This is a genomic window from Chroococcidiopsis sp. TS-821 (assembly GCF_002939305.1).
Lineage (GTDB): Bacteria > Cyanobacteriota > Cyanobacteriia > Cyanobacteriales > Chroococcidiopsidaceae > Chroogloeocystis.
Window position 1 is genome coordinate 44711 of sequence record NZ_MVDI01000013.1, and the last position, 19187, is coordinate 63897.

Sequence of the window (19187 nt, forward strand, 5' to 3'; positions counted from 1 at the left end):
CTACTCAAAATCGTTATGAGTATGATATAGTTGTAACAGTTCGACATAATCAAGATTCGCGTGCATGAGTTAGTTGTATCAAACTTGCTCATAGTCACCTGATGAAAGTAGACGCATCAAGGAGAAATAGTTTAATGCCTCTAAGTTACGCAGCAGATGGATGCCTCAGAGTTGGTCAAACTGCTCCCGATTTTACAGCTACCGCTGTTGTCGATCAGGAGTTTAAGACAATCAAACTCTCTGACTATCGGGGCAAGTATGTAATCCTATTTTTCTATCCTCTCGACTTTACCTTTGTTTGCCCAACTGAGATTACCGCATTTAGCGATCGCTTTGATGAGTTTAAGGCAATCAATACAGAAATTTTAGGCGTTTCTGTTGATAGTGAATTTTCACACTTAGCTTGGATTCAAACAGATCGTAAATCTGGTGGTGTAGGCGATCTCAACTATCCGCTTGTTTCGGACATCAAGAAAGAAATTAGTGCTGCTTACAACGTTCTCGATCCAGAAGCAGGTGTTGCGCTGCGTGGTTTGTTTATCATCGATAAAGACGGAATTATCCAGCACTCGACAATCAATAACCTGTCCTTTGGTCGCAACGTAGACGAAACACTACGCACGCTCAAAGCGATTCAGTACGTACAAGATCACCCAGATGAGGTATGTCCTGCTGGTTGGCAGCCTGGTGATAAGACAATGACACCAGACCCTGTTAAAGCTAAAGTTTATTTTGCTTCGGTGTAAACCTCAAGAAGACACTAACAAGATAGAAGCTTACAACCCAACACAACTTGAAACGAGTAGCAATGTGTTGGGTTTTTCATCAAGGTAAAAGTGTTAATATTAGACAGTTTTCTCAGACAAAATAGCTAAATTTAGCATAGTATTTCTCATTTTCCTCAAAGTTGATAAAGAAAAGATTATGCTAACTTCAACAGATTTTAGTGGTTTATTAAACGAACGTTTTTTTCGGAATTTGTTGCCGATTCCTGCCGAAGATGCGTTAAGTTTAGGCAAAACTACACCAAATTTTACGCTACCCGATATTACGAATGGTCGGCTAGTCAAGTTATCAGATTATCTAGGCAAGCCAGTTTTATTAGCTTTTACGCGGATTTTTACAGAAAAGCAATATTGTCCCTTCTGCTACCCTCATATCATCGATTTGAACGAAAACTACGATCGCTTTACAAGTCGCGGTATTGAAGTTTTGATGATTACCAGTACCGATGAACGTCAAAGTCAAATCGTTATCAAAGATTTGGGGCTAAAACTTCCCTTACTCAGCGATCCGAGTTGTAGTACATTCCGTAACTATAAAGTAGGACAAGCATTAGGCGCGCCTTTACCCGCACAGTTCGTTCTAGACGCCCAAGGTAAACTGCAATACAGACATCTGTTTTCTTTCTTCTCACACAATGCCAGTATCGAAACTTTATTAGCGCAGTTTGAGAAATAGAATAAAAATCGCCTGGCGAATAAATTCGCGGCTGAAAAACTAAGTCCACCTGCGTGGACTACTAACAAGAGACGATTTGTAGAAACCTGTAGACAGGTTTTGTTTGAATAGCTGCGGTTGCAACCGAGCTATTACAGTTTCACCTGCTGCAAGTGACTGCGAGGATTGTAAGTCCGGTTGTCGCGAATTTTTTCGTAGTACTCGCGTTCAATTGGGGTGAGTTCTTTTGGGGATGCGATCGCAATTTTCACCAGTTGATCGCCGCGTCCACCTTTTGGTAATGTCCAACCTTTACCGCGCAATCGTAGCGTTTGACCCGAACGAATTCCCGCAGGTATATTCATTTTTACGGTGCCATCAGGTGTAGGAACTTCAATTACCGCACCAAGTACCGCCTCATCAGGAGTAATTGGCACTTCACACACTAAATTATCTCCCTCAAATTGGAAGAAAGAATGCGGTAACAATTCGACTTTCAAATAGAGATCGCCACGATGCTGATGGTAAGGGCTAGTTTTGCCTTTGCCACGTACGCGAATTTTACTACCAGGTTTTGCGCCTGGTGGAATTCGGACTTCGATCGCTTCGTTACCTAAACTAATTCGCTTCTGCACGCCATTGAACGCTTCTGCAAAACTCAGCTTGATGGAGGCTTCAGTATCCAAAGACGCACTAGAAGTTGCAGCAGTATCAAAATTCGAGAAATCGCCAAAGCCATCAAAGCCGCTAAAACCGCTTGAGCGCGGAGTCGTGCGATAAGTATAAGTTTGGCTACCAGTAGTACCACTACGACTCGCCCCAGCTCGACCAAATCCGCCTAAAAGGTCATTGAGAAACTCATCAAACGAGCTGTATTTACCAAAGTCAAATTCTTCAAAGCCGACACCGGTACCACCGCCCGATGGCCATCCCTGTCCAGCTTGTTTCCAGTATTGCCCAAACGAGTCGTACTTTCTGCGCTTTTCGGCATCCGAGAGAACTTCGTAAGCTTCGTTGACTTCTTTAAATTTTGCTTCAGCTTGTTTGTTCCCAGGGTTAACATCTGGGTGATATTTTCGCGCTAGTCGGCGAAACGCTTGTTTAATTTCGTCATTCGTGGCAGTCTTACTAACTCCCAAAATACTGTAATAATCTTTGAAGTCGGTCGCAGCCATCCACTAGCCTCCTCAAGATAAATTTACTTTATTATTTTATGTAGGTTTTTTCTGAACAACTGACCGCCTTTGTGCGTTGAACGCTCTTCTACTAGAGTTAAACAAGACGCGTACCATTCGCGGCAACAGCGATCGCAGCCCCATACCACAAAAGAGAATACCCTTCTTAAATTAGAGCAATTTTGAGATGTTGTATTTTAGAAATGCATCAGCACGTTAAAACGATTTCGAGCCAATTGAAAAATAATTTTCCTCTGCACCCCTGCGTATCAACTCTCAAGCAAAACGACATAACCTCCGTACCCTCAGCTTAGCTTCAGAGTGTGACAAGTGCCAACGCAGTTACGTTCGGTTGTTTGTCAAAGTGGCTGCGTGATATCCGTACTTTAAATCAGAAAAGTCGCTAGGTTATTACTCTAATTCCCTGACCTCTTGTTCGGCGAATCAAGCGGTCGAAGCCTTCTGCTAGTGTTGGTGGTGCATCGCGTAGTTGACGATGCATTCGCAGCACGACTTCTTCGGGTACGATGCGTTCTCGTCTTTTATTACGTGCCAAGCACAACCAAACGGGAGTATCAATCCATAATCCCGTAATGTCATTAAAGCCAGTACTGCGAGCAAGGGCAATGACTTCACGGCGATGGCGGCGTTGGGCATTTGTAGCATCATAAATTGCTTCAGTCGCAATTCCTTGAGAAATTTGTAAAATTGCTTGCTGAAATTGAATCTGTATTTGACGCCAAATTAATAACCAAGGTCCTTGAATACTTTCACTGCCAAACAACTGTTGACGCAGCATATCGGTAGAAATCAGCCGCCGACGGGGATCTTCCATCAGCAGCTGTCGCGCGCGAGTTGATTTACCACTACCTGGTAATCCAATAAGTAAAATCAAGGGGCAAGTTGTCACCGAGCTAGAATGTTGATGTTCCATCTTACCCCTCACCCCTAAATCACTGTACCATCAGGAATGACAGCGTTTTTGAGAACAACCGTAATGCCACTACGAATGTAAAACCCTTGGTCTTCACGTTCTGCCTCTTCGATACGATCTTTGTTAATGATGCGAACATCGCAACCAATCCGCGCATTTTTATCGATGATTGCCCGCCGGATCGTTGTGTTTGCACCAATTCCTAATGGAATATTGCCATCCTTGCAGTCTGATTGTCGTTCGGCAAACGGCTGATAAAAGTCTGCACCCATGATCAGCGAGTCTTCGATTGTGCAACCTGCTTCAATTCTGGCGCGTACACCCAAAATTGAATGGTGAATGCGACAATTTTTTAAAATGCAGCCATCACCGACAATCGATTCGGTAACTTGGCAGTCTAACAGCTTACTAGGAGGTAAGTAACGCGCCCGCGAGTAGATTGGTGCATTTTCATCATAGAAGCTAAACGCTGGCTGTGGCTGCCGCGTCAACGCCAAATTGGCCTCATAAAATGCTTCAATTGTTCCAATATCTTCCCAATAACCATCAAACAAGTAAGCTTGAACGTTATGGTCTTTCGCGGAAGCAGGGATAATTTCTTTACCAAAATCTGTTTGTTCTTGAGACTTTTTCAAAAGCTTAATAAGGACATCTTTTTTAAAGACATAGATTCCCATCGACGCAATGTACGGTTTTTGTCGCGCTTGCTCTTGTGTCAACCCTAAAATACTGGTATCAACTTGCATCTGACGCAACGCCTCACCTTTTGGTTTTTCGCTAAAGTCAACGACGCGCCCAGAATCATCAATTTTCATAAGTCCAAAATCCGATGCGCGGCGCTCGTCCATTGGTACGACCGAAAGCGTAATATCGGCATTAGTGTCGCGGTGTCTTTGGACAAATAGGCGATAATCCATGCGGTAAAGATGATCGCCGGATAAAATTAGGTATTCATCAACATCCCACTCTTCCAGTAGCCATATGTATTGGCGAACCGCGTCGGCGGTTCCTTGGAACCAGTTGGGGTTTTCTGGCGTTTGTTGGGCTGCTAGTACTTCGACAAAACCATCGGTAAAACCCGAAAAGCTGTACGCACGAGCAATATGACGATTGAGTGAAGCTGAATTGAATTGTGTCAGAACGTAGATTTTAAATATTTCTGAATTAATACAGTTACTTACAGGAATATCAATTAAGCGATACTTCCCTGCTAATGGTACTGCTGGCTTGGCACGTAGCTTCGTCAGTGGATAAAGCCGCGTACCTGCACCGCCCCCTAGAATAATCGCTAGTACTCTTTTCACAAAAAAATCCTCCCAACTGCCATTCGATTCCCAAGTACAGTGTAGGACTGTGCGGGACAACTGGTAAGGGGGAAAATCAGAAAATGGGTAACTGATAACAGGTAATTAAAAAGCTTTTAGTATTTGGCAATTGGCATTTAGCTCCACAGACACTAACCGAAGAGCGAAGAGCTCTATGAATAATCAATGACCGATTACCAAAAAATTGCTGTTTATTTCCATCTCTAGTTAGAACCGCCAAACTATTAATATCTGTACCTTGTCAATGAAGGACTAGGGAGTATTTATGCTGATTCAAACCCCAGATTGGGTCAAGCACGCTGTTTTTTATCAAATTTTTCCTGACCGTTTTGCTCAAAGTAAACTACCGCGCAAGCGATTATTGAAAAATGCCTCGTGGCAAGATTGGCATGAGATGCCGACACTCCAAGGTTACAAGGGTGGCGATTTATGGGGTGTCACCGAACAGCTAGACTACTTGCAGAATTTGGGGATTACCGCTATCTATTTTACCCCCATCTTTCAGTCGGCAAGCAATCACCGCTATCACACGCACGATTATTATCAAGTCGATCCATTGTTGGGAGGAAATAGCGCGTTTCGCGAATTACTTGATGCTTGTCACGATCGCAATATGAAAGTCGTTTTAGATGGAGTGTTTAACCACTCAAGTCGCGGCTTTTTCTTTTTCCACGATGTCTTAGAAAACGGTCAATATTCGCCTTGGGTAGATTGGTTTAAAATCTACGATTGGCCTTTACATCCTTATGACGATAATTTTCCGGCAAACTACGGTTGTTGGGCTGGGATTCGGGCGCTACCAGAGTTTAATCATGATAACCCAGAAGTGCGCGAGTACATCATGGAAATTGCAGAATATTGGATTAAGTTTGGTATCGACGGCTGGCGCTTAGATGTACCGTTTGAAGTGAAAACGCCTGGTTTTTGGCAAGAGTTTCGCGATCGCGTCAAAGCAATTAACCCCGACGCTTACATTGTCGGTGAAGTTTGGGGCGATTCGCGGCAGTGGCTTGATGGTACGCAGTTTGATGGCGTAATGAATTACTTGTTCGCAGGTCCTACGATTGCTTTTGCCGCCGGCGATCGCGTCGTTCCTGAACAAGTCCAAGGTCCTTCTTACGAGGCGTATCCGCCCCTATCTGCGCCTGAATATGCCAAGAAAATGCAAGAACTGCTGCAACTTTACCCGTGGGAAATTCAACTGACGCAGTTAAACTTACTGGCAAGTCACGATACGGCGCGATTAATGACAATTGCTGATGGCGATCTTTCCAGCATCAAATTAGCAACGCTACTGCTTTTAACGTTTCCTGGTGCGCCTAGTATTTATTATGGTGATGAAGTTGGCTTAGCTGGTGGTCTAGACCCTGATTCGCGTCGTGGTTTTCCGCTAGAAGCACACTGGGAACGCGATATCTTAGAATGCCATCGCCAACTGATTGCGTTGCGACACGCTTATCCTGCATTACGCACTGGGACGTATCGAGTTCTCTATGCAGATGCTGATATTTATGTTTTTGCGCGAATCTTAGACAAGGAAGAAATTATTGTTGCTGTTAATACAGGTAATGCATCAGCAAATGTCACTGTATTCGCAAATGATTTAAAGTCGCAACCGAATAAAGTGTTGTATGGAGAGGGTATCGTGCAATGGCACAACGCAGGTGAATCGATTCAAATCGAGTTAAGTTTATCTGCGCGTTCTGGGTGTATTGTTGGTGTAGGGTAGAGTCGGAGCCAAAAAAAAGGGTTTGGTAATGCCAAACCCTTACACGTACAGGTATAGAGATGATTCTTGAGCTTAGGAGATGGAGTTTCCGGCTTGGGTGAGCATTTGACCGAGTTGCTGTGCTTTTGTACCAGCTTCGCCACCAACACTTGCAGCAGCTTCAGTTGTTTTGCTGCCAACTTGCTTTAACGCTTGCGCAATACCAGAAGCATTGCCACTTGCCAATTGGCTTTTCAGTTCGCCCAAAGCGCTAGCAATTTCAGGGGCTGCGTCTTTTAGTTGCTCTTGCCAGCTTTCAATATTAGCTAAAGCTGCTTCCGCAGGAATAGATGTTAAACCACCTTGCAAAGCGGCAATGGTGGTATCTAAGTCTGCTTGTGCCATGATGTTCTCCTAGGAGAGTGTTTCCTTAATTTATTGTAAAGATATATTCACTTTTGTAAAGAGAGATTAAATTAAATTAAGTTTAAGTAAAGATAATGAGTTCTAATTGTCCAGAAGCAATGCTCTTGCTCGCAGATTAATAAGAAAAAGTTGCAACAAGCAGAAACTAATTTGTGAGAGTGACGTTATGCTAGAGAAAATTTACACAATACAGAGGCGATCGCACTTTCTAAGTGTAATCGTATCTAACATTTGCCACTTTCGGATGTTTGCCGGAACACAATCTCCATAAAACGAATTTGTGCTACTCAGCAGCGACTAAACCTGGTACGAGTACTGCGTCAATCACATGAATTACGCCGTTATCTGCCAAAATATCCGACTGCAAAATATTAGCATTATTAACTTTAAGGTTGCCAGATGAAGATTCAACCGCGACAACTGAGCCTTCGACGGTTTCGGCTTCCTCAATTTGCATTAAATCTTCAGCTCTAACATCTCCAAAGGCGACATGATACGTTAGTATCCGCTTGAGCTTGTGATTGTCTTGCAGCAACGCATCAAGGGTCACGCCTTCTGGCAGCTTATTAAATGCTTCGTCTGTTGGTGCAAAGACCGTGTACGGACCAGGACTTTTCAGGATATCAATTAAGTCAGTGGCTTTGATTGCTTCTACTAAGGTGTTGAAAGTTCCAGCGTTAACTGCAGTTTCGATAAGATCAGCCATGAGGTTTCAAAGAGCCGTTCAAGTAGTATTAAAAATCATTAATAAAATGAAAATAGCGGCTTAGCATCTATCAACAGAGAGGTTGTAGCTAATAGCAAATTGAAACGTATTGATAAACTAAGAGAGATCCCCAGTACAAAAGACTATGCTCAAGCGTTCTAAGTTCGAAACAACCCAAACTCAAATTATGCATCGGGCAGAAGAATTAATCGGTGCAGCTTCTAACCGGTACCGGATCACGGTTCAAGTGGCTAACCGCGCGAAGCGTCGTCGTTATGAAGATTTTGACAATATAGACGATCCGATGATGAAGCCAGTGATTCGGGCAATCATTGAAATGTCTGATGAATTAACGCAACCGGAAATTATCGGGGAGTAACAATCGATTGTGAGACGCAAGCGATCGCTGAGCTTATTCATCACTGCAATTGGAGTCGCGTGTTTAGTTATTTTAGGTTCAGGAAAACATAACTTCCTGCAATTGGGCTTTTTGCAACAACCGCCAGCGATCGCCCAAAGCGTAAGAATTAGCGATGCTTGGCAACAAGTTTATCAACAGCTACCAGATTTACCGCTCGAAAACCAGTACGTTAACCGACAAACGGGAAAAGTCGACCCAGAAAACACTTTAGTACGACGCTTGATTAGCTACCATACCTACGTTAAAGGACGTCCGCCGAATTATCGACTCGACTGGAAATTGACTTTAGCAGATTATCTTGGTGCAAACGAATGGATTCGCGAAGAAAGCTATCCAGGACACGATACACTGCGACAAAATCCCCTAGAAGGCGATCGCGCTGCGATTGAACGCCTCAGCCGCAATCAGCGAAACGCATTAGTGCAAGCGTTGGTAAACGTTTTTAGTGGTGTTTCAAAAGACAACTCCTAACACGCCACCAGAGACACAACAAAATCAATAATCAAGTTATAGTAACGGTCAATATGGTTATGACATTATCTAGGTTCAGAACCATTAAGCAAGTTAAAATTTTACCTCTGACCCCTGACCGCTGACCTTTGCTGTCATATGAATCGTGTTGTTAAAAGTGGTAAAGGTTGGCGCGTTGGTTGGAATCCTCATGCGGCAAAGTATCAAGCTTTAATTGGTACAGATGACTGGGCGATCGAACTGACAAGTGCGGAATTTCATGATTTTTGTCGATTAGCTCTACAGTTAACAGAAGCGATCGCTCAAATGGCGCAGGAATTAATGGAAGAGGAGAAAATTAGTTGTGAAGCCGAAAGTGAATTAATGTGGATGGCAGTGACAGGATATCCCCATTGCTACAGTTTACGTTTTATTCTGCATACAGAAAGGGGCGTAGAAGGCAGTTGGACACCGCAAGCTGTTCCTCATTTAGTTCAAGCAGTGCAGATGATTCAGGTTTTCTAAGTCGAGGTTGGTAACTGGTCATTGGTAAATATCTTTCTCATTACCGATTATCTAAATCTTTTAATTCTCATGTAACTGTGTTAGCATAAATATTCTTGACGGGGCGTAGCGCAGCTTGGTAGCGCGCCACTTTGGGGTAGTGGAGGTCGTGGGTTCGAATCCCGCCGCTCCGATATGTAATAAAGTTAGTTGTTTACTGTGACTCTCGTTTAATTGCAAGTATCTGGAATCCCCTATTTAGGCTGAATAGGAGTAATCCCAAAACTAAGCCGATAGCAAGTAACGGAACAAAAATTGCGAGTCCGGATAACATAAATGCACCAATTGACTCAATTGTCGTGAGAATACTATTACCAAATCCTACAGTTAGTGCTGTTGAAGACAAGCGTGTAAATCCGGTTAAAGCTTGAATAATTCCTGCTGAACCACCGCCAGCAAGTACCGCCATTGTCCATTTAAGCAGAGGATCGGTGTTGGGAAATAACGCCGCAGCAATCCAAGTCCCAAAAGCGATCGCAGTCGGGGTAGCAACCGTATCTAATAAGTTGTCAACCCAGGGAATGTAATAAGCCGCAATTTCAATCGCTGTAGCAACACCAAACGCATAAAGCGCGGGATACGTTCCCATCCACTCAAATCCTGACGATAAGGGAGCTTGCCAAATCGCTGATAGCCTCGGTCAGCTAGACACAATTGCGACGGTACAAATGGCAGAAGACAGCGCTGGAGTAGCTTGAAGTCGTGCGTTTTCCCTTTCTCAACTGCCGTAGCGATAATCTTGCCAGTTTCAAATTCGACTAACCGTCGTTGCGTGCCGTCCCCAACTGGTGGCACTCTGAAACTGGCGCTCGTGATGCACGCCCCTACTTTCACGTCACAAGCAATTGGTCTTCAACGCTCAATTTGTTTTGTCCGCCACGACGACCTTGGCGCTCTACGTCAGGACGCAAGACCGCAACCATCTCGTCCAACAAAGCGCGACTGATTCCACATAATCGCTGGAACTCTGTGGTTGAAAGGTTTTGTCAATCAGTGTCAGACATGGCAGTGCCTCGATTTGTTGACTCTCACCATACTTTTACTCCTCTTTGCAACCCCCTGTTTCCAACTGCCACGCTTTTCTAGTCTTCTTGCAGCAGGTCTATTGTTTAATCTTAAAGGTGTTATCCCTGACCTCTGACCCCTTACTTTAGTTAGCGTGTTGCCGATACCAGTCAATCGTGTTTTTGAGTCCTTGTTTAAAATCAACTTGAGCCGTGAAACCGAATTTTTGCTTGGCTCGTTCTGTATCTAAACAACGACGTGGTTGACCGTTGGGTTTATCGGTTTCGTAAACAATTTCGCCGTCAAACTCCATCAGTTCGCAAATTAAGGTAATCAAGTCACGGATGGAGATTTCATCTCCTGTACCTAAGTTGACAGGTTCAGGCTCATTGTAAGCGACAGTTCCCATAACGATGCCCCGTGCTGCATCTTGGGAATAGAGAAACTCACGCGTAGGACTACCGTCACCCCACACGCGAATTTCTTTCTCACCATTTTGTTGCGCTTCGTAAACCTTACGAATCAACGCCGGAATCACATGAGAGCTTTTCGGATCGAAGTTATCTTCTGGACCGTACAAGTTTACTGGCAGCAAGTAAATACCATTGAAGTTGTATTGTTGCCTGTAGGCTTGCAGCTGGACTAACAGCGCTTTTTTCGCTATACCATAGGGTGCATTGGTTTCTTCTGGGTAGCCATTCCAGAGATCGTCTTCTTTGAAGGGTACTGGTGTAAATTTAGGATAAGCACAGATTGTGCCCACACAAACGAATTTTTCTACGCCAGCTTGATACGCAGCGTGAATCAACTGGGCGCCCATCATCAGATTATCGTAAAAAAGCTCTGCTGGTTTGGCTTGATTTAAACCAATACCACCAACGTGCGCCGCGAGGTGAATGACGATATCTTGCTGATCGACTGCGCGTTGGCAATTTTCTAAAGTACGTAAGTCACATTCTTGCGATCGCGGTACCGTGATTTTTTGCGGTTCGGCTCCTGCAAGATGCAATTGCTCAATGACTTGACGACCCAAGAACCCAGCCCCACCCGTGACAAGAATGCGTTTGTCTTTTAAATCTAAGGCTGTCATTTGTTTCATTCCTTGTCCGTTTTGCCTAAAAGTTAAAAGTGTAGACTACCCAACTCTTGACGAATCGTAGCGAGATCGTGAAGCACTTGCGCACCATTACCATTGGGTGACTCTTGACCTAATGCTTTTAAATCAGCTTCTACCATCAGTGCGACCAACTGCTCAAACGTAACCGACGGTTGCCAACCTAGTTTTTGTTTAGCTTTCGTCGGATCGCCAATCAATAATTCAACTTCTGCGGGTCGCAGATAACGCTCGTCAAATTCGACATAATCTTGCCAGTTGAGATTGACATAGCCAAATGCTAAATCAAGAAATTCGCGTACCGAGTGCGTTTCCCCTGTCGCAATCACATAATCGTCGGGTTCGGGTTGTTGTAGCATCATCCACATCGCGCGTACGTAGTCTTTCGCATAGCCCCAATCGCGCTTGGCATCGAGATTACCCATGTAGAGCTTTTTTTGTCTGCCTGCAACAATACGCGCTACTGCCCGTGTAATTTTACGCGTAACAAAAGTTTCTCCACGACGTGGCGATTCGTGGTTAAACAAAATGCCATTACACGCAAACAAACCATAGGATTCGCGGTAGTTGAGGGTTTGCCAGTGGGCGTAGACTTTCGCACACGCGTAAGGACTGCGCGGGTAAAATGGTGTCGTTTCTTTCTGGGGAACTTCTTGCACCAAACCAAACATTTCTGACGAACCGGCTTGGTAGAAGCGAACTTCGATTCCCGTACGCTGTTGATAATCGCGAATCGCTTCGAGTAGCCGCAGCGTACCCATCGCCACTGAGTCTACAGTATATTCAGGTGAGTCAAAGCTCACGCGCACGTGTGATTGTGCGCCGAGGTTATAGATTTCGGTTGGCTGAGTTTCTTCTAGAATTCGTCGCAGCGTTGTGCCATCAGTAAGATCGCCATAGTGTAAAAATAACTTGACTCCCTCTTTGTGCGGGTCTTCGTAGATATGATCGATGCGGTCGGTGTTGAATGTTGATGTCCGCCGGATAATACCGTGAACTTCATATCCTTGTTCGAGTAAAAACTCACTCAAATAGGAGCCATCTTGACCTGTAATCCCTGTAATTAGCGCTCGCTTGCGTTGCGTCATACTCGATTTCTAATAACCTTTTCTGAATTGGATACCGTAAAACTGCTACAACTTAGCATAAGAATCACAGATTCACCAGAAAAAAATTTGGTGTCGCTGTGGTAATGAACGACTGTTAAATTAAACTGTACGCGAACTCGCATCTGTTGCAAAGTATTCAGAAAAAATTCTGACTTTGCACGATATTGTTATTGCAAATCACTTTCTGTGGTTATTGATAACGTAAAGAATAGCAGCTAAAGATAAGTCAAATTTGTGTTGAGGTTAGCATGAATGCCCGTTGGGAATTTTGGATCGATCGGGGCGGTACATTTACCGATATTGTGGCAAAAAGTCCCGCAGGCAAGTTAGTTGTTCACAAGCTGTTATCAGAAAATCCCGATCGCTACACTGATGCTCCTGTACAGGGTATTCGAGATATTTTAGGCATTGCACCTGATGCACCCATTCCCGCCGAGCAAATCGCTGTGGTGAAGATGGGCACAACGGTCGCAACGAATGCACTGCTCGAACGTAAAGGCGATCGCACAGTTTTAGTCATTACCAAAGGATTTGGCGATGCTTTGCGCATTGGCTATCAAAACCGCCCAGATATTTTTGCGCGGCAAATTGTCCTGCCAGAAATGCTCTACGAGCGCGTGATTGAAGTTGCAGAACGCTACACTGCTCAAGGTGAAGAACTTATCAAACTCGATCTCGATGCCGTACGCTGTGACTTACAAGCGGCTTATGAAGATGGTATCCGTGCGTGTGCGATCGTGTTGATGCACGGTTATCGCTTTCCGGCGCACGAGCAGGAGATTGCCACTTTAGCGAGAACCATTGGCTACACTCAAGTATCAGTATCGCACGAAGTTAGCCCGTTGATGAAACTCATTAGTCGAGGCGATACGACAGTTGTAGACGCTTACTTATCTCCAATCCTCCGCAGGTATGTAGACCAAGTATCAAGTCAGCTATCAGCGAGCAGTAAGGCAACCAACCCTTGTTTGATGTTTATGCAATCTAACGGTGGGCTGGCAGATGCTCAAACATTTCAGGGAAAAGACAGCATTTTATCAGGACCTGCGGGCGGAATTGTTGGGGCGGTACAAACAAGTTTGATGGCTGGTTTTCATAAAATTATCAGCTTTGACATGGGGGGAACGTCTACTGATGTCGCGCATTACAACGGCGAGTACGAACGGACTTTTGAAACTGAAGTGGCTGGAGTGCGTTTGCGTACTCCGATGATGGCGATTCATACGGTAGCGGCTGGCGGCGGTTCAATTTTGCAGTTTGATGGCGCGCGATATCGTGTTGGACCAGAGTCGGCGGGTGCAAATCCAGGACCTGCGGCGTATGCGAAGGGTGGTCCGTTGACCGTTACCGACTGCAATGTGATGCTGGGAAAACTACAACCAGAGTTCTTTCCCAAAGTCTTTGGTGTCAACGGCGATTTGCCGCTGGATGCGGAAGTTGTGCGGCAAAAGTTTGCCGAATTGACAAGAGAAATTGGCGATAATCGCACGCCAGAACAAGTCGCGGCGGGTTTTTTGGCGATCGCTGTCGAAAAAATGGCAAACGCGATTAAAAAGATTTCGTTGCAGCGCGGGTATGACGTCTCTGATTATACTTTGTGCTGCTTTGGCGGTGCGGGTGGACAACACGCTTGTTTGATTGCAGATGCGTTGGGAATGAAGCAGGTGTTTATTCATCCGTATGCGGGGGTATTGTCTGCTTATGGGATGGGACTGGCGGACGTGCGGGTGATTCGCGAACGTGCGGTAGAAGAGGTTTTATCTGAGGAGTTGGATTTAAAAGAGACGTTGGCGGCGTTGGAGGTTGAGGGGAGAGGGGAATTAAACCACAAAGACACGAAGGACGCAAAGGAAAGAGGTGTTGAGGTTTTATCAAAGGTGCATTTGCGGTATGAGGGGACGGATGCAGCTTTGGTGGTGGATTTTGGTGATGTGGAGGTGATGCGACGCGAGTTTGAGGATTTGCATCGTCAGCGTTATGGGTTTATTGCGCCGGAGAAGCGATTGATTGTTGAGGCAGTCTCGGTTGAAGTGGTGGCTAAGCAAGATGTTCCTGTGGAGGAGGTGGTATTACGTAAGGACAATAAAAAAGCTGTGCCTGTTGCTACGGTGCAAATGTATGCGAGGGACGCTTGGTATGCTACGCCTGTGTATCAACGCGAGGATTTGCAGCCAGAAGAGTTGATTTCTGGTCCAGCGATTATTGTGGAAGCAACGGGGACGAATGCGATCGAACCAGGCTGGAATGCGCAAGTGAACGATCGCAATCATTTAATCCTCAAACGCTCGACAAACTCAAATGACCAATTCCCAATGACCAATGACCAATTCCCAACTCACCCCGATCCCGTCATGCTGGAAATTTTTAATAATTTATTTCGGGCGATCGCTGAACAAATGGGAGTAACGCTGCAAAATACAAGTTCTTCGGTCAATATTAAGGAAAGGCTGGACTTTTCTTGCGCAATTTTTGATGGTGATGGACAGTTGGTTGCTAATGCACCACACATTCCGGTTCACTTGGGTTCGATGAGTGAAAGCGTGCAAGCACTCATTGGCGATCGCCGAACTACGCTCAAACCTGGAGATGTTTTTGCTTCTAATAATCCTTACAACGGCGGTACTCACCTTCCTGATATCACTGTCATTACTCCGGTATTTCCCGCAAATCACGACAAACCTCTTTTCTACGTCGCCTCGCGCGGACATCATGCTGATATTGGAGGGATAACTCCTGGTTCTATGCCGCCCAATAGTACTACTGTAGAAGAAGAGGGCGTTTTGCTCGATAATTTTCAGCTAATTGCTGATGGTCGATTTAGAGAAAAAGAGCTGTTGTCACTTTTAGAAGGCGGGCGTTATCCAGTACGGAACCCTAACCAAAATATTGCCGATCTAAAAGCGCAAATTGCAGCAAATGAACGCGGCGTTCAGGAACTCCAAAAAATGGTAGAACACTATCAATTGGAGACTGTACAAGCTTATATGAAGTTTGTCCAAGATAACGCTGAGGAATCAGTAAGACGTGTTATTAACGTTTTACAAGATGGCGAATTTACTTGTTATTTAGATAACGGTAGTGCCATTAAAGTAGCTATTTCTATTGATAGATCTACTCGCAGCGCTCGCATTGATTTTACAGGAACTTCACCGCAACTCGAAAGTAACTTTAATGCTCCATCTGCAATATGTAAAGCAGCAGTTTTATACGTTTTTCGGACTTTGGTAAATGATGATATTCCGCTGAATGCAGGATGTTTAAAACCTCTAGAAATTATTATTCCTGAAGGTTGTTTACTCAATCCACGTTATCCTGCTGCTGTTGTTGCAGGAAATGTTGAAACTTCTCAAGCGATTACGGATGCATTGTATGGTGCTCTGGGCGTAATGGCAGCCTCGCAAGGAACGATGAATAATTTTACCTTTGGAAGCGATCGCTATCAATATTACGAAACAATCTGCGGTGGTTCGGGCGCGGGTAAAGATTTTGATGGTACTGACGCTGTCCACACTCACATGACAAATTCTCGCCTTACCGATCCGGAAGTTTTAGAATGGCGTTTTCCTGTCTTATTAGAAAGTTTCAGCATTCGCCCCCATAGTGGCGGTAAAGGACTTCATCAAGGCGGTAACGGTGTTATCCGTCGCATCCAATTTCGCGAACCAATGACAGCTGCAATTCTTTCAGGGCGTCGTGTTGTTCCGCCATTTGGTTTATACGGTGGAGAAAATGGCGCCGTTGGAAAAAATACGGTGGAACGCAGCAATGGAACAATCGAACAATTGGGAGGTACTGCAACGGTAGAAATGCACCCAAAAGATGTGTTTGTGATTGAAACTCCTGGCGGTGGTGGATTTGGTAAATAATAGCGTTCGACTTTAATCTTGATACAATTTGACCGTTTTGGATGCAAAGAAGAACCTATTTAAATTAAATTGATTAGCTGCATTTGAGAACGCATCGTGCAGAAATCAAGATTTTTATATGAGTGAAGAGGTAACCTATCACTATAGCAGAGGTCAGAATTAAATATCATACTTATTGAGTTTGAACAAGGCATTAATGGGAGCGCGATCGATAATCTTAGCAATTCCACCATTTTTCCTGGTCAACCAGAGGCTTCGGCTTCCCCAGTTATCAACAATCAAGCTTTCAGTTAAGTTTATTTTCTACCCACTTACTTATCTTGTTTGTTCCTCTATATTGTTACAGCGATTCTCTATCATTAGACCGATTGCTAGCTGGCATGTTCTTTTAACATAATTTAAAACAAGAAGAAAATTACACAGAGGAGCATTACCTTGGCTGAAGAATTTAAAACAGGTGACAAAGTAAAGTGGAAAACTTCACAAGGTACTACAACAGGTGAAGTTAAACAAAAACTCACTTCGCCAACTGATATTAAAGGACATCATGTTGCTGCGTCAGAAGAGAGTCCTCAATACCTTGTAAAAAGTGACAAATCAGGTAAAGAAGCTGCGCATAAACCTGACGCTTTAGAAAAGATTGAGGAATAGTTTTTATGAATAAGGATGATACATCAGTTATTGATGAATTTTATAATGTTGTGAATATGTCCCCCAAGGAACTTAGTGCTTGGTTAGATACCGAAGAGTCGCAATCGGTTGGACAAAAAGACGGCGATGATGAATCAATTGGTCATAAATCTGGGAAACGCATTGTTGAACTTTTACAAAAGAAAAAAAGCGACTATACTGATGACGACTTAGCGCACATGAAGAAGGTCATTAGTTACGTCCACCGCCATACAGCACAAAAGCCATCCAGCGATCTAGAAAACTCGCGATGGCGATACTCTTTAAAAAACTGGGGACACGATCCTTTAAAGTGAAAATCGATAATCTTTTAGGAAGCCGCCCAGTCATTTTCTATCAACCAAACCAATGCGATGGTTCGAGACCACATTGCGTCGCTTCTGGAAGGTGGCGATTTACCCAATCAGCTTTCTCCTGCAAGATCGAGTAAATACCCTGATGAATCAGGTTTTCTAATTGTATTTGTTGCAGGGAACTTGGTAACTGATAATTGAGTATGATTGATTTTTGTTCTTTGTCGAGCGCGCTATAAACACACGGAATTCGATTAAGAACGTAAGCAATTAATTCTTGTCTTAAATCTGGAATTGCAAAGGCTTTTTGGTAAGGATGACACGGATACGTATCTAAAACGTTTTCAATTTCAGTAATGACTGCTTGTTGTGTTAAATTGACTACTGTTTTCAGCATCTTTAATTTTCACCTCCAATTCAATTGATGCTATATGCAGATTACAGACTCTTAACTGTCGTAACTGACACTCCTCTGGAGGTTAGCAAGGAGGCTTAGAATATTAGCGCGTTTGTCTAAAGTCATCGACGAGCCCCATCATAACTTGCCAACAGAATTTTATTTTGGAGAAATTGAAAAATTGGCTTTGTAAAAAAAGACAGCAATATCTGGATAAAACCTAACGCACTACTACCTTTATATATAAACTATATTAGTTTTCAGCGATGTTAGCGCAGCACAAATCTATACAAAACAAAATATTTTAAGCAACAGGCTCAAGCATAACTGCTGAAAACATATCGAAAAATACATTGAACAAAAAGTTAGGTAGGGTAAGTAACTTAACTCAAGGCTGGATGAGTAATACAATAGACAAGGGGAAATTAGCTAAATTTTACAAATCAATAAATCAAAATCAATTGAATTTATTTTGGCTAATTGATTGGTATTCAAAAATACCTTTAATAGAACGAAAAATAACTGATAAGCAATTGAGTATATAAGTTATGAATGCTCGTTGGCTAGATACATTATGCTCTTGCTATCAGTAGATTACGATGAAGACAATATACGCGTAACTTTGAGTTGGCTCGACAAATTGAGTGGAAAACGACTGTGAATGAGTACTCACCTGCAAAAGCAAAGAGTAGAATAAGGTAGCAAGGGTCTTGGAGGAAGCGACGTTGGACGAGCTAAGAGCGGCGCTAGAATTAGCCACTGAAGAAGAGTTAGAGCAACTGACACATATCTTATTTCGTCGTAAATTTAATCCGCTTGATTATTTACACACTCCTGAACCAATAGAAGTGCAAAGTCGCGATCGCTCTTCATGGCTCGACGCCATTGAGCAACGATTTCGCTATTTAGCTGCGGATGGCATGACTGTGTTGCAAGGGCGTACGGAACAAGTCACCTATCGTCAAACATTAATTCGAGTGTGTCGTTATTTAAAAATTCCGTTTTCGAATAGCCTAACAACAACTGATCTAGAGGCAGAAGTCTTTTTAAATCTATTAGGGCGTGCCTGGCGGCAACTACCAGCGCGCGAGCAACAAAGCTTAACAAAGCGAATCCAGCGATCGCTGACACAGCTGCATGCCGAATTTCCTTCAATTGTCCAGCAAAATCCGCTAGCGCTACTGATTAAAGGTGGGAGCGCTTTAGCTGTCAGTTCAGTTTTAAAACCAATTCTACTCCAGCAAATTGCCCGACAGTTTGCCATTCATTTTGCGAGTTATCAAGTTGCTAAACAAGCGCTCGTGAAAGGTGGTACTGCCGCAGCAACGCAGCTTCAGACTCACTTAGCAATGCAAGCGGCACAACGCGGTATGGCGATGAGTGCTGCGCGATACGGTGCAGTTCGCGGCGCGTTCGCCTGTGTCGCACCAGTACTGTGGACGTGGTTCTTTGCTGATTTAGGATGGCGCGCGATCGCCACAAACTATGGTCGTATTATTCCCACGATCTTTGCGCTGGCTCAAATTCGCCTAACTCGTGCTGAGTACTGGCAGCCTGCATAAAA

Annotated in this window: 20 protein-coding genes and 1 tRNA gene; 11 read left to right on the forward strand and 10 right to left on the reverse strand. The window is 44.0% G+C overall.

The genetic code is table 11. The annotated features are described in order from the left end of the window. Positions 1 to 134: 134 nt before the first annotated feature. Positions 135 to 746: a peroxiredoxin gene (locus B1A85_RS21340; RefSeq protein ID WP_104548742.1), complete on the forward strand. Its 612-nt coding sequence runs from the start codon at positions 135 to 137 to the stop codon at positions 744 to 746. Between the two features lie 178 nt (positions 747 to 924). Beyond that, positions 925 to 1461, forward strand: coding sequence for a peroxiredoxin (locus tag B1A85_RS21345; protein ID WP_104548743.1), 537 nt, complete (start codon positions 925 to 927; stop codon positions 1459 to 1461). Positions 1462 to 1592: 131 nt separating this feature from the next. On the opposite strand, the gene B1A85_RS25845 is transcribed toward B1A85_RS21345, so the two are convergent. The 3 genes from B1A85_RS25845 to B1A85_RS21360 form a co-directional block, all read right to left on the reverse strand. Then, complete coding sequence (locus B1A85_RS25845) at positions 1593 to 2615, reverse strand: DnaJ C-terminal domain-containing protein (protein ID WP_104548744.1); 1023 nt, start codon at positions 2613 to 2615, stop codon at positions 1593 to 1595. Positions 2616 to 3018: 403 nt separating this feature from the next. Continuing rightward, entirely contained in the window at positions 3019 to 3549 is a 531-nt protein-coding gene (locus B1A85_RS21355) for an AAA family ATPase (RefSeq protein WP_104548745.1), read from the reverse strand. Positions 3550 to 3563: 14 nt separating this feature from the next. After that, on the reverse strand, positions 3564 to 4853 hold the full coding sequence (locus B1A85_RS21360; RefSeq protein ID WP_104548746.1) for a glucose-1-phosphate adenylyltransferase: 1290 nt from the start codon (positions 4851 to 4853) through the stop codon (positions 3564 to 3566). Between the two features lie 286 nt (positions 4854 to 5139). On the opposite strand from B1A85_RS21360, the gene B1A85_RS21365 reads away from it, so the two are divergent. Then, the gene (locus B1A85_RS21365) at positions 5140 to 6603 is read left to right on the forward strand and encodes a glycoside hydrolase family 13 protein (RefSeq protein WP_104548747.1); all 1464 of its coding nucleotides are present in this window, start codon (positions 5140 to 5142) and stop codon (positions 6601 to 6603) included. A gap of 72 nt (positions 6604 to 6675) precedes the next feature. On the opposite strand, the gene B1A85_RS21370 is transcribed toward B1A85_RS21365, so the two are convergent. Together B1A85_RS21370 and B1A85_RS21375 are read right to left on the reverse strand one after the other, a co-directional pair. Beyond that, positions 6676 to 6987 (reverse strand): hypothetical protein, encoded by a 312-nt coding sequence (locus B1A85_RS21370; RefSeq protein ID WP_104548748.1) that lies wholly within the window; start codon positions 6985 to 6987, stop codon positions 6676 to 6678. A gap of 304 nt (positions 6988 to 7291) precedes the next feature. Next, complete coding sequence (locus B1A85_RS21375; RefSeq protein WP_104548749.1) at positions 7292 to 7714, reverse strand: fasciclin domain-containing protein; 423 nt, start codon at positions 7712 to 7714, stop codon at positions 7292 to 7294. A 145-nt stretch (positions 7715 to 7859) separates the two neighbouring features. Here B1A85_RS21375 and B1A85_RS21380 point away from each other — a divergent pair, with 145 nt between their 5' ends. The 4 genes from B1A85_RS21380 to B1A85_RS21395 all read left to right on the forward strand — a co-directional run bounded on the left by B1A85_RS21380 (position 7860) and on the right by B1A85_RS21395 (position 9283). Then, positions 7860 to 8093, forward strand: a complete 234-nt coding sequence (locus tag B1A85_RS21380) for a DNA-directed RNA polymerase subunit omega (RefSeq protein WP_099702326.1) — start codon at positions 7860 to 7862, stop codon at positions 8091 to 8093. A gap of 9 nt (positions 8094 to 8102) precedes the next feature. Then, positions 8103 to 8606: a hypothetical protein gene (locus B1A85_RS21385; RefSeq protein WP_210404648.1), complete on the forward strand. Its 504-nt coding sequence runs from the start codon at positions 8103 to 8105 to the stop codon at positions 8604 to 8606. Positions 8607 to 8744: 138 nt separating this feature from the next. Next, the gene (locus tag B1A85_RS21390) at positions 8745 to 9110 is read left to right on the forward strand and encodes a DUF1818 family protein (RefSeq protein ID WP_104548751.1); all 366 of its coding nucleotides are present in this window, start codon (positions 8745 to 8747) and stop codon (positions 9108 to 9110) included. A 99-nt stretch (positions 9111 to 9209) separates the two neighbouring features. Next, a tRNA-Pro gene (locus tag B1A85_RS21395) sits at positions 9210 to 9283 on the forward strand. 20 nt (positions 9284 to 9303) lie between these two features. Here the strand turns inward: B1A85_RS21395 and B1A85_RS21400 are convergent. From B1A85_RS21400 to gmd, 4 genes are all read right to left on the reverse strand, one after another. After that, on the reverse strand, positions 9304 to 9738 hold the full coding sequence (locus B1A85_RS21400; RefSeq protein ID WP_210404649.1) for a DUF4126 domain-containing protein: 435 nt from the start codon (positions 9736 to 9738) through the stop codon (positions 9304 to 9306). Next, the gene (locus tag B1A85_RS24950; RefSeq protein WP_210404650.1) at positions 9648 to 9944 is read right to left on the reverse strand and encodes a transposase; all 297 of its coding nucleotides are present in this window, start codon (positions 9942 to 9944) and stop codon (positions 9648 to 9650) included. Before B1A85_RS24950 ends, B1A85_RS21400 begins: the two co-directional genes overlap by 91 nt. A 355-nt stretch (positions 9945 to 10299) precedes the next feature. Next, positions 10300 to 11244 (reverse strand): GDP-L-fucose synthase, encoded by a 945-nt coding sequence (locus B1A85_RS21405; protein WP_104548800.1) that lies wholly within the window; start codon positions 11242 to 11244, stop codon positions 10300 to 10302. Between the two features lie 32 nt (positions 11245 to 11276). Then, on the reverse strand, positions 11277 to 12356 hold the full coding sequence (gmd, locus tag B1A85_RS21410) for a GDP-mannose 4,6-dehydratase (protein WP_104548752.1): 1080 nt from the start codon (positions 12354 to 12356) through the stop codon (positions 11277 to 11279). A gap of 269 nt (positions 12357 to 12625) precedes the next feature. Here gmd and B1A85_RS21415 point away from each other — a divergent pair, with 269 nt between their 5' ends. The 3 genes from B1A85_RS21415 (at position 12626) to B1A85_RS21425 (ending at position 17229) form a co-directional block, all read left to right on the forward strand. Continuing rightward, positions 12626 to 16243 (forward strand): hydantoinase B/oxoprolinase family protein, encoded by a 3618-nt coding sequence (locus B1A85_RS21415; protein ID WP_104548753.1) that lies wholly within the window; start codon positions 12626 to 12628, stop codon positions 16241 to 16243. Between the two features lie 435 nt (positions 16244 to 16678). Then, complete coding sequence (locus B1A85_RS21420; protein ID WP_104548754.1) at positions 16679 to 16894, forward strand: DUF2945 domain-containing protein; 216 nt, start codon at positions 16679 to 16681, stop codon at positions 16892 to 16894. A gap of 5 nt (positions 16895 to 16899) precedes the next feature. Beyond that, the gene (locus B1A85_RS21425; RefSeq protein ID WP_104548755.1) at positions 16900 to 17229 is read left to right on the forward strand and encodes a DUF3140 domain-containing protein; all 330 of its coding nucleotides are present in this window, start codon (positions 16900 to 16902) and stop codon (positions 17227 to 17229) included. A gap of 40 nt (positions 17230 to 17269) precedes the next feature. On the opposite strand, the gene B1A85_RS21430 is transcribed toward B1A85_RS21425, so the two are convergent. Then, positions 17270 to 17623 (reverse strand): late competence development ComFB family protein, encoded by a 354-nt coding sequence (locus B1A85_RS21430; protein WP_104548756.1) that lies wholly within the window; start codon positions 17621 to 17623, stop codon positions 17270 to 17272. Positions 17624 to 18348: 725 nt separating this feature from the next. Between B1A85_RS21430 and B1A85_RS21435 the strand changes: the two genes are divergently transcribed. Further along, positions 18349 to 19185 (forward strand): YaaW family protein, encoded by an 837-nt coding sequence (locus B1A85_RS21435; RefSeq protein WP_104548801.1) that lies wholly within the window; start codon positions 18349 to 18351, stop codon positions 19183 to 19185. Positions 19186 to 19187: the final 2 nt, after the last annotated feature.

Coding starts and splice junctions, on each gene's coding strand:
- B1A85_RS21340 (WP_104548742.1), top strand. CDS start 135: ATGCCTCTAAGTTACGCAGCAGATGGATGCCTCAGAGTTGGTCAAACT.
- B1A85_RS21405 (WP_104548800.1), bottom strand. CDS start 11,244: ATGACAGCCTTAGATTTAAAAGACAAACGCATTCTTGTCACGGGTGGG.
- B1A85_RS21365 (WP_104548747.1), top strand. CDS start 5,140: ATGCTGATTCAAACCCCAGATTGGGTCAAGCACGCTGTTTTTTATCAA.
- B1A85_RS21400 (WP_210404649.1), bottom strand. CDS start 9,738: ATGGGAACGTATCCCGCGCTTTATGCGTTTGGTGTTGCTACAGCGATT.
- B1A85_RS21380 (WP_099702326.1), top strand. CDS start 7,860: ATGCTCAAGCGTTCTAAGTTCGAAACAACCCAAACTCAAATTATGCAT.
- B1A85_RS21345 (WP_104548743.1), top strand. CDS start 925: ATGCTAACTTCAACAGATTTTAGTGGTTTATTAAACGAACGTTTTTTT.
- B1A85_RS21430 (WP_104548756.1), bottom strand. CDS start 17,623: ATGCTGAAAACAGTAGTCAATTTAACACAACAAGCAGTCATTACTGAA.
- B1A85_RS21375 (WP_104548749.1), bottom strand. CDS start 7,714: ATGGCTGATCTTATCGAAACTGCAGTTAACGCTGGAACTTTCAACACC.
- B1A85_RS21415 (WP_104548753.1), top strand. CDS start 12,626: ATGAATGCCCGTTGGGAATTTTGGATCGATCGGGGCGGTACATTTACC.
- gmd (WP_104548752.1), bottom strand. CDS start 12,356: ATGACGCAACGCAAGCGAGCGCTAATTACAGGGATTACAGGTCAAGAT.
- B1A85_RS21370 (WP_104548748.1), bottom strand. CDS start 6,987: ATGGCACAAGCAGACTTAGATACCACCATTGCCGCTTTGCAAGGTGGT.
- B1A85_RS21390 (WP_104548751.1), top strand. CDS start 8,745: ATGAATCGTGTTGTTAAAAGTGGTAAAGGTTGGCGCGTTGGTTGGAAT.
- B1A85_RS25845 (WP_104548744.1), bottom strand. CDS start 2,615: ATGGCTGCGACCGACTTCAAAGATTATTACAGTATTTTGGGAGTTAGT.
- B1A85_RS21425 (WP_104548755.1), top strand. CDS start 16,900: ATGAATAAGGATGATACATCAGTTATTGATGAATTTTATAATGTTGTG.
- B1A85_RS21355 (WP_104548745.1), bottom strand. CDS start 3,549: ATGGAACATCAACATTCTAGCTCGGTGACAACTTGCCCCTTGATTTTA.